This window comes from Robertmurraya kyonggiensis, assembly GCF_005116465.1.
Classification (GTDB): domain Bacteria; phylum Bacillota; class Bacilli; order Bacillales; family Cytobacillaceae; genus Robertmurraya; species Robertmurraya kyonggiensis.
Genome location: NZ_SWBM01000009.1, coordinates 88,278 through 102,059 on the forward strand (window position 1 = coordinate 88,278; position 13,782 = coordinate 102,059).

Here is a 13,782-nt window from a genome sequence, read left to right on the forward strand (position 1 = left end):
CAATTATTTTAGGAAGGATGTAAGTTGCCTTACATCCTCCCCACACTCATTTTTATCTTGGTAAATTTGGAAGATCTGGTCTGCCAGGTCTAGGTGCTACCGGTCTATCTTTATCACCAGGGCTCCAAACGTTAATATAAAGTTTACCTGCAGCTGTTGCGCGAGATACGTTACCATATGCATCTCTTGCAATGACTTCGATTTCTACTCCAGATGCACTAATGCTAGCAGGTGCAGTCCAAGTCGCTTCATAGTGACCTGGCTCCACTTCTGTGAATGGAAGCTCTGTTTCACTACTTTGAGTAGCGTTGTTTGCAACTGGCAAACGTAGCGCAAAGCTTGCATCTAAATCTTCTTCACTTGTGAAAGAAATAGTGACCGTATCATTTTCACCAGTTCTTAGCGTTACGTCTTGAGCTGGTTGAATATTCGCAATCTCAATTTCATCATATTTAGCATCAATGACTACTTCTTGAGTTGTCGAGTTGCCAGCCTTATCCGTTGCAACGACGGCAATTGTATTCTCCCCATTATCAAGGATAATTCGTTTAGAGTATGAACCATCAGTTACAATCGCATTTTGTCCATTAACCGTTACTTTATCGATATTAGCATCCGCAACTGTACCTTCTACTGTGACTGTTTCTTTATTTGTTTTCGTTCCATTTGCTGGACTTGTAATTGTTAGTTCAGGCGCAGCTTGATCCAGTACAACAGTAACAGCTTCCGATGCATCCGTCATACCAGTGTCTGTTGCAGCCTTAGCTGTAAGGCTATTAGCTCCATCACTTAGTGTGATAGGAAGAGAATACGTACCGTCATCTGATGTAGCAACCGAGCCAGCTTCTTCACCACTATTGAAAACATGAACTGTAGTTGAAGGAGCAGCGCTACCTTCTACCGTTACTTCTGCGTCATTTGTAAATAAACCATCTACTGGAGAAGTAATTGTTGGTGCAGTAACTTCATAATTTACCGTAGCACGAATCATGTAGTTTCCTTCTTCTTCAGGAGCTGGATCCCACACTCCACCTACTAATTGGTAGCTACGTCCTGCATACTCACCATCTTCGTCTGTAGCAAGACCTGGAGTATTTGGATTAGCATGATTTTGAATATATACCATGTAGAAGTCACCTTCAACGATGATACCTTCTTCACTTAAGTCTACATTCGTCCAGTTTCCATCCCGAAGTGTCGTTGCATTAAACGGACCTGCAAGCTTCGTACCAGGTTTTCCATCCGCTCCATCTGCTGCATATACAGCTACCTGGAACTCATTTCCACCAGGAACTGGCCATTCAGTATCCCATGTACGGAATAATCCACCTGTAACTAATGCTTTTTCATGACCTTCAGCAAGTGACATCTTCACTGCCCAGCCATTACCCGCATCATAGAACGCTCTTGCATTTTCAGCAGTGCCATCATCATAACCGATTTCGCCAGGGAAACCGATGAATGGCTTTAATTCGAAGTTCTGCTCAACATTTCCTTCTAAGGAAATAGAAACTTCTTGGCTATAATAACTTGGTGCAACAATTTTAAGTGTATAGTCGCCTTCATATCCAGTTAAGGAATACTGACCGTCAGCACCCGTTGTTACTGGGGTAACTGCAGCATCCTCTAGTAAATAAAGGGTAGCACCTTCAACTGGATCGCCTGTTTGTTCGTTAACGACTGTTCCAGTTACAGTACCTTCAGGTAATTCTTCTAAATTAAAGTTTGCAGTTGTTTCACTGTCTTGTGAAATCGATACAGTTTGTGCCTGCGAAGCATATCCATAGCTTTCAGCGATGACTGTATACTCACCAGCTGCATGTGACAATACGTAGCTTCCAGTTGAAGGATCTGTATTAACAGATCTTCCTGTTTCCACTACAGAAACCTTTGCTTGTAATGGCAATGCCATCGGAACAGCAGCTTCATCTTTGACTGACTCTGTTTCTTTTGAAGCTTGAGCCATTTTTTGTTTCAATTGAGCAATATCAATTTTCTCGCCTTTCTTTGTCGTTGCACTCTCTTTTTCTGGCTTAGCTGTTTGAAGCTGGTCTAGCTGAGTGCCTGAGATTCTGACATCATCAATGTACCAGCCATCACGCACAACACTTCCATCTGTTGCAATGTCAAATGAGAAGATAACTGTTTCGCCTGCATAGGCACTTAAATCAAACTCAGCATCGACCCAACCACCGGTCGTGTTAGTATATTCAGCAAGTTGATCCCACGTGGAGCCGCCATCTGCAGTAACAAACACGCCACCGAAGTCCCAGTTATTTTCGAGGTTATACCATTGTTTAAATTGTAGATAAGCATTTCCATCTTCAGGGATGCTAATTGGTGGTGTCTCTAAAGATTCATACGCATTGTTTGTATATGTTCCATCTAGATTTGTAGCAACAACTTTTTCACCAGAGAACGCTGCACCTGGACCACTTGTCGGAACGCCCCATTCCCAAGCTTCTCCCATAGCAACTCTCCAGCCGCTAAAATTGCTTTCAAAGTCTTGGAAATACCCAACTGTTGGTGATGCATTCACAGTAATGCTGAATTCGTCCGTTACTGTTTCATTTCCACCAAAGTCTACAGCTTTCCAACGATATTGGAACGAACCTTCAGTAAGCTCTTCGCCAGGAATCGCTGCAGAATAGGTTCCGTTTTTGTAATCACCCGAAGTTCTTTGAGCGGCTACTGTTGCCCAAGAACCATCCTCTTTTTGATATTCTAAGGAAACACTTGTTACACTGATGTTGTCAGTTACTGAAGCTTCTAGTGTTACATCCAATCCAGCATAGACTTCAGCAGGTCCGGCATGTTCGATTGCTGCTGCTTCAGTGTCTTCACCATCAATCGTAACTTGACCTTTGAGAACTCCTAACCCAGAAACAACAGAAGAAACAGCATCAAACACGTTAATAATGCCGTGACCGAAACCGTTGTTTGGAGCCGTAGGATATTGAGCGTTTGTTCTCGGTGTTGCTGTATCTTTCAAAATTTGTTCAACTTCATCAACTGTTAAACTGCTGTCTGCTTGAAGGATCAAGGCAGCCGCTCCTGCCACGTGCGGAGCAGACATCGAAGTTCCACTATTTCCACCATATGAACTTCCTGGCATGGACGAACGAACTCCCACACCTGGAGCTGATACTTCGGGTTTCATTTCACCAGTTGGTGATGGACCTTGTAGTGAGAAGCTTGCTAATGCATCATTAATATCAGTTGCACCTACTGCAATAGCCTCAGGGTAATTCCCTGGTGAGGATACAGAACCTGGTCCACCTGGATTTGTATCACGAACATTCCCTGCAGAGAAAATAGGTACAATACCTGCATTTCTCCACGCTGTAACAGCTGGACGATACCATTCATCTAATCCTGCCACAGTTGAGCCCCAAGAATTGTTAATGACATCTGGTGCCATTTCTGGATGTGGATTACCTGCTTCATCCGTTGGAGCTAACATCCACTCTGCGATTTCTAAGAAGATAGCATCAGTTGCTCCTAAAGGACCAAACGCTCTTGCTGCGATCCACTGCGCACCTGGTGCAACACCCACTTGGTTATTACCACTCGGGTCAGAACCTACCATTGTACCCATCGTATGAGTACCATGACCATCTGTATCAACCGGAGTAGAAGAGCCATGAGGATCAAACCAACTAAAGGTATGATCGACTTCTCCAGTTGCCGCGTTATAACCACGGTATTTTGCCATTAATGCTGGATGGTCCCATTGAACGCCTGTGTCGATATTGGCCACAACGACACCAGCACCATCAATTCCTAAGTTCCAAGTTGCAGGAGCACCGACACGGTCCACGCCCCACTCAATCGCGTTTAGGACTTGTTCTTCAGTAGCTGTATCTGTATGAAGTTCATTTCTAACTTCATTCAGATTAATAGATTCTACTTCTGGAAAAGAAGCTAGTTTTTCCATGACCTCTTTCGTAGCAGTCACAGCAAGACCGTTAACAATATAGAAAGATTTAATATCCTTCGCATTTTCTTCATTTTCCAAATAAGATAGGACATTTGCTTGTGTTTCTTTTGCAGTTGCTCTTAATTCATTGACGATTGTAGAACGTTTTGCAATTTCTGTTTTAGCAGCTGTAAGTTTTTGAGAAGCTGCCTTCTTTTCAGCTTGCTTTGCTACACTTGCAGTATCCACTTGCTCTTTAAATTTGACGAGGAATGACACCGTGTCACTTTTATCAAATTTCTCTATTACTTTTTTGTTAATCTTGTTTGCTGCTACTTCTTTGCTCCCATTGTAAGAAACTGAAGTACCCTTCTCTGCTGCAAAAGCAGAATTAATTGTAAAACTTGGGATCACTAAGAGCGCGCACATGATCATGCTGAAAACTCTAGTAAATTTTCTTTTTCCTTTCAATTAAGCTTCCCCCTCTACATTTTTTATAACGAACATTGACCTCCTTTCTTAGATTCCTATATTCCATAGAAATTGAGCCACTAGGTGCTACTTTTTCGCCGATAAAGTAGCAAATTAGTAAACTATCTATGTAGGCATGTAGGAATACAGGTATAATTAATATTTATTACGCACATGGGAAAAAGATAATAAAAAGTGGACAGATTTTCCAAAGAAGGTGAAAAAGGGTAGATTAGACCCATACTATTCACCGATTTTTTGATAATAGCTAGGTCAATTAGCCAGATTTGTTGTAAGGAAATCTACTCTTAAAATGGGAAAAAAGCTATCCCAAGATACTTGGAATAGCTTCGCAATATTATTTCAATCCTCTTTAAAGTTTTTTAATACAAAAAAACTTACTATTTTCTCATTTGATTTAAAACTAGATATTTTGAAACGCAGATTAATTCCTTGATTTTCCATTCCAAAATCAACAAAATTTGAGAAAAAAGCCTTATCCTTTTACCGACCCAGCAAGTAACCCGCGCACGAAGAACTTACCTAGAATAATATAAACTAGCAATGTCGGGAGAGCTGCTAATAACGCACCTGCCATTTGCACGTTCCACTGGACAATTTGACTACCCGATAAGTTTTGTAAAGCTACCATAATCGGGTGATTATCTGAATTCGTAATCGTCACGGCAAACAAAAATTCATTCCAGATGTTCGTAAACTGCCAGATGGCTACGACCACAAATCCTGATATCGACAACGGCAACATGATATGCCGAAAAACACCTAAGAAATTCGCACCATCAATCTGTGCCGACTCGATCATGGAATCTGGAATATTGGCATAAAAGTTTCGAAACATCAGTGTCGTGATCGGCAAACCATACACCACATGAGTTATGATGAGCCCCCAAATTGTATTGTAGAGTCCGACCTTACTCAAAAACTGGATTAAAGGTATCAGAATGCTTTGATAAGGAATAAACATGCCGAATAGCATAACTGTAAAAATGAATTCTGACCCTTTAAAACGCCATTTAGATAGTACATAGCCGTTCATCGCACCTAATACCGCTGATAGCAAGGTTGCCGGAACAACTAAGTAAATACTATTCATAAAATTTGGTGCCAGCTCTTGAAAAGCATGTGTATAGCTACTAAAGTCGAGAGAAGTTGGGAGGGACCACATTGTATTTAGTGATACTTCATCTAAAGGCTTTAAGCTCGTCACTAACATGACATAGACAGGTGTTAAAAAGAAGATTGCTAACACCACTAAAATGAAATATTTTGCTATTGTACTAAATCTGAGCTGTGCCATCTATTGGTCCCCCCTTCTGCTCGAAATTAAATATGGAACGATAAACACCGCTACTAACAACAACATGATAATGGCAATGGCTGCACCGTTGGCATAATAGTTCCCTCTAAATGTCGTTTCAAACATATACACACCAGGAACATCCGTCACAAAATTCGCACCCGAGCCTGTCATAGCATAAATCAAGTCAAAGATTTTCAATGATATATGCGCCATAATGATGACGACACTTACGGTAATCGGCATGAGTATTGGCAAAATTACCTTTCGATAAATCTGAAACTCACTGGCCCCATCGATTCTCGCTGCTTCTCGCAATTCCTCTGGAATTCCACGTAATCCAGCAAGGTACATTGCTAACGAAAATCCTGTCATTTGCCAGACAGCTGCAATCACAACAGCAAATATAGCTACAGGTAATCCAAATTCAATTTGGCCCCATTCAAAACCAGCTAAAATTTTTGTATCGGTATACCATTTCGGTTGGATATTGAAGACTTGAAGAAATTTGTTATATCCAGTGGATGGATTTAATAACCATTGCCACACCACACCTGTAACAACAAATGATAAGGCCATCGGAAATAAGAAGATGTTCCTAAAAATCGATTCACCCTTTAGCTTTTGGTCAATCAAAATCGACAATCCTAATCCTAAAATAATAACTAATCCAATAAACAAAATGGTAAAAAACACAGTATTACGCAAATCTGCTTGAAAACGATAATCTCCAAATAAGTAAATATAATTTTTTAGCCCTGCAAATGAAAAATCTGGTACAAGCGTATTCCAATTACTAACTGAAACCCATCCTGTCCAGCCAATAAACCCATAAATAAAAATAAGGATCAGAATAAAAGAAGGCGCAAGAAAAGCAACTGCCATCGCTCGATCCTTACTTAACCGAGTCTTCCTTTTTAGCTCCGTCTGTTGTTTCACCTCTAATTGCGGCTCCATTGCCATGTCCTCCTAACGAAAGAGGGAGTTCCTCTAAAACTTTTTAACAATTTAGCCCCGTATCCAATGAAAGATACGGGGCATAATCTTGTTCACACCCCTGTTAGTTGAACAACTTACAGGTCAGATGCAGCATTTTTCAAAGCATTGATGAAATTGTCTACATCTTGTTGGGTAACAAAAATATTAACCGCTTGATTCACTTTTGTTAAAAAGCCTTCGGCTGCTGCTGAACCGTGAGCTAAGCTTGCAGATAATTTTGCTGCCTTAAAGTCTTCCATCGTGTCTTTTCCATACTGATCATATTTTGATACATCTGCATCAACACGAGCAGGAATAGAACCTTTTAATGGGTTAAACGCATCTTGACCCTCAACAGAACCTAGTACTGCTAAAAATTCTTTTACATCATCTGGATTTTCAATTCCTTTTGGTAAACCAAATGTATCGGTAATAACCATGAAATGTCCATTGGTTTCAGGAGTTGTCGTATAACCGAAGTCCACATTTGTTTCTAATTTCATGTCATTAGAGAAGTATCCCTTTGCCCAGTCACCCATAATCGTCATGGCTGCCTCACCATTCCCAACTAGTTGAGCTGCATCCTGCCAGTTACGAGAAGCATGATCCTCATTGACATAGCCTAAAGTCTTTTTAAACAACTCAGCTGCTTCAATCACACGTTCATCATCGAAAGCAACATCTCCACTAAATAAGCCTTTATAATCGTCTTGCCCTAATACACCTAGAAGAATATTTTCAAAAATTTGTGTAGCTGTCCAAGCTTCTTTATCTCCAAGTGCTAGAGGTGTAACACCAGCAGCTTTGAGTTTATCTGCTGCAGCAAAAAATTCATCAAACGTCACTGGAACCTCAACACCGTTTTCTTCAAATACATGCTTGTTGTAGAAGATTACATTTCCACGGTGGATGTTCACAGGAACAGAGTAAATATTCCCGTCTTTACTAACCATATCGATTAAATCCTGCGGAAACTTATCCATCCATCCTTGTTCTTCGTAAAAATCATTTAAAGTATCCATTTTGTCCGCTGCAACCCAGCCTTCATTCAACTCTGCACCGCCATGTACTTGGAATGTAGATGGTGGTTCATTACCTTGCATGCGAGTTGCTAGAACCGCTTTTGCATTTGTACCCGCTCCACCAGCTACTGCTGCATTTTCTACTTTAATATCTGGATGCTTATTCTCAAATAAATCAATTAACGCAAGTAATCCATCCTCTTCACCAGCACCCGTCCACCAGCTGAAAATCTCGACAGCTCCACCGTTCTTTTCACCTGAAGTACCCTCATCAGAATCAGATGGCGTATCATTTGCAGAATCTGATGAGCATGCTCCAAGAAAAATGGCTAAAAACAGTACAAAAATTAGACTGAACAATTTCTTCACTTGCCAAAACCCCCTTTTATTCGCTATCTAATGATAACGCTTTCATATCAATTGTATGGGATTCTTATACCTATTCCGATCATGAATATCTTCATTTTTTTACTAATTTCTTCACTATTTTACGATCGACTGTTTATATTGCTTAGGAGAGACTTGAAACTGCTTTTTAAATACACGACTAAAATAATTCGGATCCTTATACCCAACGAGAAAGCATATCTCTTTTAAACTAATATTTTGATCGACCAACAATTCCTTTGCCTTATTCATTCGAATCGTCGTTAGGTAATCGATAAATGTTTCCCCACAGCTTTCTTTAAATAGTGCCGAAAAATAGTTGGGACTTAGCTGAACCATTTGTGCAACTTCCTCTAATGCAATCGGTTCTTGATAATGCACATGGATATATCTCTTTGCCCGCTCAATCTTATCTTTTGATTTATAGTAAAGCTGGATGTTAAAACAACATAATTTGATAAAATCAGTCCACTCTTGCTCTGAGTGCATATGCACAAATGATCGGGACGGCATATTCACTTGCTTGTCATCCATCAGATGTTTCACTCTATAAAATAGCTCGTGTAAAAAGTGTTCCTGTGGTTCCGTTTTAAAAAGTTCACTCAAAGCGTGTATCGCCTTTTCCTCGTTTCCTTCAGCGACACCTTGGAAGATTTGTTCCATACTTCGCTCCCATTCGCGGTCCACTTCTCCCTCGAATCCATACTGTCGATGAACGACATGCTTTAAATCCTGAATCGCTGTTAAGGCTTCATGAAACGAACGGGGCAAATCTGTGATTTTCAAATAGGGCTGACCAATTCCAATGAGTGTACGACTATCTAAAAGGTTATGAATATTTCTAGCAACCTTTAATAATTCTGTTTTCCTCCGTTTCACCTTTGCTATAAATAATAGAACAAGATGATGGTCATCTTCCTTTGTGATAACCGTATCCCCAGAAAAATGGCTCGCTTTTTCCACAAGGAACTCCACATCCTCTACTTTTTCACTCAAAATGAAAAAGTAACCAGACTGCATCTCTGGATATAATGTTCTTTGCAGTGCTGCTAAACTCTCGCTAGATTCATGCTTCATCAACTTGGTCATCCATAGTTCACTTGCGATTGAATGGGAACTTCTCTTATTCTCCTGTTCTGTCCGTATCTCACTCATAATCCTCGTAAAAACTTCGAGCATCTCTGCCTTTTTACTTGGTTTAAGAATATAGTCTTTCACCCCTAGCCCTATCGCCTGCTTGGCATAATGAAAAGAATCATAGGCTGAAATAATAATAAACTTACTATCTGGGTGGTTCTTTTTAATGATTTCGATGGCCTCTAAACCATTAATCCCTGGCATCTTAATATCCATCAAAATAATATCTGGCTCGATTTTTGCGGTGAGTTCAATCGCTTCACGGCCATTCACCGCTTCACCAATAACAGAGGTGTCTTCAAAATTCTCCTCAATAAATTTCTTCATAGCTTTCCGTTCTAAAAATTCATCTTCGGCAATCAAGACTCTCATTCTCTGCCCTCCTCGTAGGTAACAGTAAGCGAATCACTGTTCCTACCTCAATCTCTGATTCTATTTCAACGATTTCATTTTCATGATAAAAAAGTTGTAACCGACGAATGACATTGTTTAATCCTAGACCAGTAGAGTGACCGATATGTGTTTTTGTGTCGGAAGACGATAAAACTTGCTTTACTTGTTCATCTGACATTCCGACCCCGTCGTCTGCAACTTCAACTACAATATGTTGTTCAGAAGCATACACCGATAGTCGAACCGTACCACCTTTTTCATTCGACTCGATCCCATGGATAAAGACATTCTCGATGAGTGGCTGTAAGGTTAATCTAGGAATAGGGATATCTAAGCATCGCTCATCCAAATCGATCACAAACTTAATCCGCTCAAAAAAACGGCTTCTCTGGATATTCAAATATTCACAGGCTATTTTCACCTCATCTCTTAATAACACTTCTTTATCAATATCACCTAAACTATGTCGCAAAATCGCCCCAACAGAATCTATCAAATCGGATGTAGACTTCGCGTCTTCTAAATACGCCATTTTTGAGACTGTATTCAAGGTATTGAATAGAAAGTGTGGATTGATTTGATTCTGTAAATGCTTTAATTCTAGCTCCTTCATCAATCGTTCCTGCTCAGACTTCTCTTTCATTTCCTCAATCAATTCGCGAATACTAAACTTCATTTTATTAAAAGAATCCCCTAATAGCTTTAGCTCATCATTGGTCTTAATGTTAATAGGCTCACTATGAAAATTCCCCAGCGACACTTCCTTCGCTTCTTTAGAGAGAATCTGAATCGGCTTATTTATCCCTTGGGCAAAACGAATGGCCATAAAGGCTCCTAAAATAACGGTGGTCAAAAATAAAAATAAGATAAATAACTGAAACGAGCTATTCCGATGCTGTAGATCATTATAAAAAGATTGATAGTCTGATAACTTCGTATTTATCAATTGAAGTGTGGTTTCTTGTATGTATGCAGCCATGCGCTGTTCTTCTTTCAAGTGCGCAGTAGAGCTTTGAATATCATCTAGTAGAACAAAACCGACAGCTAACTCCGTTTCCATCACAAACGCATCGATTAGGTTCAAATAATTTTTTGTTTGAATTTGCTCTCTTTCTCTACTATTTTCCTCCAGCTCTACTTTTTGTTTTCTTAATTCAGCTAAGTGCTGAAAGTATAGCTCTAAGTCTTCGTCTTTTCTTTCGACCACATAATCTCTCGTTGACTCAGAGAGACTCGTTGTTGTCTGTGATACTTCATTTAAAACAAGGAAATGGTTGAAACTGTTGTGATATTCATTCATTAGTCTACTAGAACTGAAATAGATCGAAATGGTCACAATCGTGAATAGGGCAGCGAATACGAAAAAGTATACAATTAACTTATCTCTTATCGACTTCATGATTCTCCTCTACTGGAATAATTTCTCCGTTTTTAATATCACCCTTATGAACCACACTCATATCCGTATAATGTAAGCGGTTAACTTTCTCCTTATTCAAAACCCTAATTAGACTAGACACCGCTTGTCTCCCCATTTCAGTTGGATTTTGCGCAATCGTTGCATGTATTTTTCCTTGTTCGATTAAATCTAGTGTTTGTGGAAGTGTATCAAATGCGATTATATAGGGAGCATTTTTCGGCATCATTTCCTCGATTCCTTGAACAATCCCAACTCCATCTAATGCAGTAGCCCCAAAGAAAGCATTCATTTGCGGGTATTTCTTCATTAAAGAATAGGTCGCGTCAATCGCACCGATTTCGGTAATATTGGATTCAACGACTTCTACCAAGTGAATCCTCGTCTCTTTTTCGATAGCATCCTTAAAGCCCTCTAAGCGGAGTTTCTGATTAGGTGCATCAAATGTCCCCACAACCACTCCTACATATTGCTCTCCCTTTGTTTCCGCCACTAAGGTTTGCCCTGCTAGAACGCCTGCCAAATAATTATCTGTACCAACATAGACATCTCGTTCACTAGTAGGTGAATCCCCATCAATCGTAATGATTGGTATGCCAATATCAACCGCTTTTTTCACCAATTTATTAAATTGATCACCAGGTATTCCAGGTACAATAATGCCATCTACATGTGCCGAGATCATGCGGTCTAATATTTCTATCTTTTCTTCATTATTCGATCTAGTTGGTCCTACGTATTCTAAGTATACATTTTGTAATTCGGCTTCTTCCTGTGCTCCATTTTCAATGAGATGCCAATAATCATTCCCAACCTCTTCGGTTATGAGGACAAAATGATATTGATACGAAAATGTAGATTCCATTTCACTTTTTACATAGAAGGTCTCTTTCCCGTAATAAATCATGACTGAAAAACAAAGTAGAAATGTTATGATGGAAAACCCGTAAATAACGGCTCTTTTTATATCTGTTCCCCCTTTATCTGGAAATACCTAATATTTATTATATAATAAAAAAATTTGTTATATATTTTATTTTTAGAATTTTTCATATAGAAGGGTTGAGGAGTGTCATTTATAGATATGAAAAAGAACGCTTAAGAATAAGCGCCCTCGGAATCATTTATATTAATTTAGAATAGAAATTTTAACGACTTTACGTCCCCATTGTTTGGCTTGAGCAGCATTTGGCATTAATACATCGATTTTGTGACCTTTAATGGCACTTCCTGTATCACCCGCGATTGCTTCACCATAACCTTCTACCCATACCTTGGAACCTAATGGAATAACGGAAGGGTCTACCGCAATGATCTTCATGTTTGGATTCTTCTTGATATTATAACCCATATAAGTTAATCCAGTTTTTGAAGTCTCATGGCTATAAGCAGTGGCTGTTACATACATTTCTTGTTTAACACTGCTGTTTTCTTTCGCCACCGTAGTGGCTTGTTGTGTTTTGTTCTCATTGACGACATTGCGTGTCTTAGCCGCATTTTCTTGCTCTTGTTTTAATTTTACTTGAGCTTGATTTAACTGATTCTGAATAGATGCCTTTTCTTTTTCAGCTAAATTTATTTCCTTACTAATCGAATCATATTTTGCTTGAACTGTAGCTAACTCTTCTTGTCTTTTATGTAGACTATTTTCCAAGTTTGCTTGATTCGTTGCTAATTCAGTATATTGAACTTGTAATGCTTGCTCTTGCTCATCAATAAGTCTTTTTTCTTCTTCAATCTGTGCTAAATCGGCTTTCTGCTGTTCAAGTAAATCTTTATCTGCTCCTAGAATTGTAGAAACAGCTGTTACTCGTTCAAATAAATCGGTAATACTGTCCGAATTAATTAGAATGGATACGATTAAGTTCACTTGATCGTTATGCTGTAAAGAAACCAAACGTTCCTCCATCACACTTTTTCGGTTATAGACCTTATCTTCAAGGATGACGATTTCTTCTTTTTTATCTTCTATTATTTGTTTTGTTTCATTTATCTTTGCTTGAATCGCATTTATCGTTTCAGTCGTTGCAACGATTTCGTTTTCAATTGCCGCTAAATCCTTTTGTACATTTTGAAGTTCAGCCGCTACTTGTTGTTTCTCGGCTGTTTTCTCCTGAAGGATTTCAGCTTTTTGCTGAAGCTTATTTTGACTTGAATTGATAATTTCTTGACTTGTTTCTGCATTTGCCACGATACTTGTTGAAAGTAAAAATATACTCGTAAAAGCGATGGCTACCCTTTTGAAGGAATGCATAAGACAACCCCTTTCTTATAGTACATTTATAACATAGGAAGGAGTCACCCTGATTACATTTATATTAAAATAGTAATACAAAACATTTCATTTGTTACAATTGGGGAAATAAGCCAATAAAAAAGCTATCTCAAATCATTTCATACACTACATTTACAAGTCCATAAAAATAGACTCTGTTATTGTTCATTATCGATTTTTTGATTTTCGACAGAGCTCCAACTTAACCGGAGAAATTCCTTTTATATTGAAAAATGAATAAATCTTAGGTGAAATAGGCGGAATTTTTCCGCTTCAATTACCTAAAAATCCTTAAAATCATGAAAATATATAGCTTAACCGGAAAAATTCCGTTTATTTGTTGAGGAAATAAGTGAATTTCTTGAGTTAGACGGAATTTTTTCTCCTATTTTTCAATGTAATAAAATCAATGCTCGCCTTTAACAGAACTCATAAATAAAAAAGCTATCTCGGGAGAAAATCCCC

At 38.9% G+C, this 13,782-nt stretch carries 8 protein-coding genes; all 8 read right to left on the bottom strand.

The window, feature by feature from the left end; genetic code table 11:
- Positions 1-52: 52 nt before the first annotated feature.
- The 8 genes from FA727_RS21925 to FA727_RS21960 all read right to left on the bottom strand — a co-directional run bounded on the left by FA727_RS21925 (position 53) and on the right by FA727_RS21960 (position 13,296).
- Positions 53-4,390, bottom strand: coding sequence for a S8 family peptidase (locus FA727_RS21925; protein WP_136833618.1), 4,338 nt, complete (start codon positions 4,388-4,390; stop codon positions 53-55).
- Between the two features lie 496 nt (positions 4,391-4,886).
- A complete protein-coding gene (locus tag FA727_RS21930) occupies positions 4,887-5,708 on the bottom strand; it encodes a carbohydrate ABC transporter permease (protein ID WP_136833619.1) in 822 nt (273 codons plus the stop codon).
- Positions 5,709-6,593, bottom strand: coding sequence for a carbohydrate ABC transporter permease (locus tag FA727_RS21935; RefSeq protein ID WP_438646643.1), 885 nt, complete (start codon positions 6,591-6,593; stop codon positions 5,709-5,711).
- Positions 6,594-6,781: 188 nt separating this feature from the next.
- Positions 6,782-8,077, bottom strand: a complete 1,296-nt coding sequence (locus FA727_RS21940; protein WP_136833621.1) for an ABC transporter substrate-binding protein — start codon at positions 8,075-8,077, stop codon at positions 6,782-6,784.
- A 114-nt stretch (positions 8,078-8,191) separates the two neighbouring features.
- Positions 8,192-9,604 carry a response regulator gene (locus tag FA727_RS21945; protein ID WP_136833622.1) on the bottom strand — a complete coding sequence of 471 codons (1,413 nt, stop codon included), beginning with the start codon at positions 9,602-9,604 and terminating at the stop codon, positions 8,192-8,194.
- Positions 9,579-11,024 (bottom strand): sensor histidine kinase, encoded by a 1,446-nt coding sequence (locus tag FA727_RS21950; protein WP_136833623.1) that lies wholly within the window; start codon positions 11,022-11,024, stop codon positions 9,579-9,581. Before FA727_RS21950 ends, FA727_RS21945 begins: the two co-directional genes overlap by 26 nt.
- The gene (locus FA727_RS21955) at positions 11,005-11,907 is read right to left on the bottom strand and encodes a sugar-binding protein (RefSeq protein WP_246042015.1); all 903 of its coding nucleotides are present in this window, start codon (positions 11,905-11,907) and stop codon (positions 11,005-11,007) included. The genes FA727_RS21950 and FA727_RS21955 overlap by 20 nt, the downstream gene beginning before the upstream one ends.
- 264 nt (positions 11,908-12,171) lie before the next feature.
- Complete coding sequence (locus FA727_RS21960) at positions 12,172-13,296, bottom strand: 3D domain-containing protein (protein WP_136833625.1); 1,125 nt, start codon at positions 13,294-13,296, stop codon at positions 12,172-12,174.
- Positions 13,297-13,782 lie beyond the last annotated feature (486 nt).

Excerpts from the sequence above, each read along its gene's own strand:
- FA727_RS21945 (WP_136833622.1), bottom strand. The coding sequence starts at position 9,604 with ATGAGAGTCTTGATTGCCGAAGATGAATTTTTAGAACGGAAAGCTATG.
- FA727_RS21950 (WP_136833623.1), bottom strand. The coding sequence starts at position 11,024 with ATGAAGTCGATAAGAGATAAGTTAATTGTATACTTTTTCGTATTCGCT.
- FA727_RS21960 (WP_136833625.1), bottom strand. The coding sequence starts at position 13,296 with ATGCATTCCTTCAAAAGGGTAGCCATCGCTTTTACGAGTATATTTTTA.
- FA727_RS21955 (WP_246042015.1), bottom strand. The coding sequence starts at position 11,907 with ATGGAATCTACATTTTCGTATCAATATCATTTTGTCCTCATAACCGAA.
- FA727_RS21930 (WP_136833619.1), bottom strand. The coding sequence starts at position 5,708 with ATGGCACAGCTCAGATTTAGTACAATAGCAAAATATTTCATTTTAGTG.
- FA727_RS21935 (WP_438646643.1), bottom strand. The coding sequence starts at position 6,593 with ATGGCAGTTGCTTTTCTTGCGCCTTCTTTTATTCTGATCCTTATTTTT.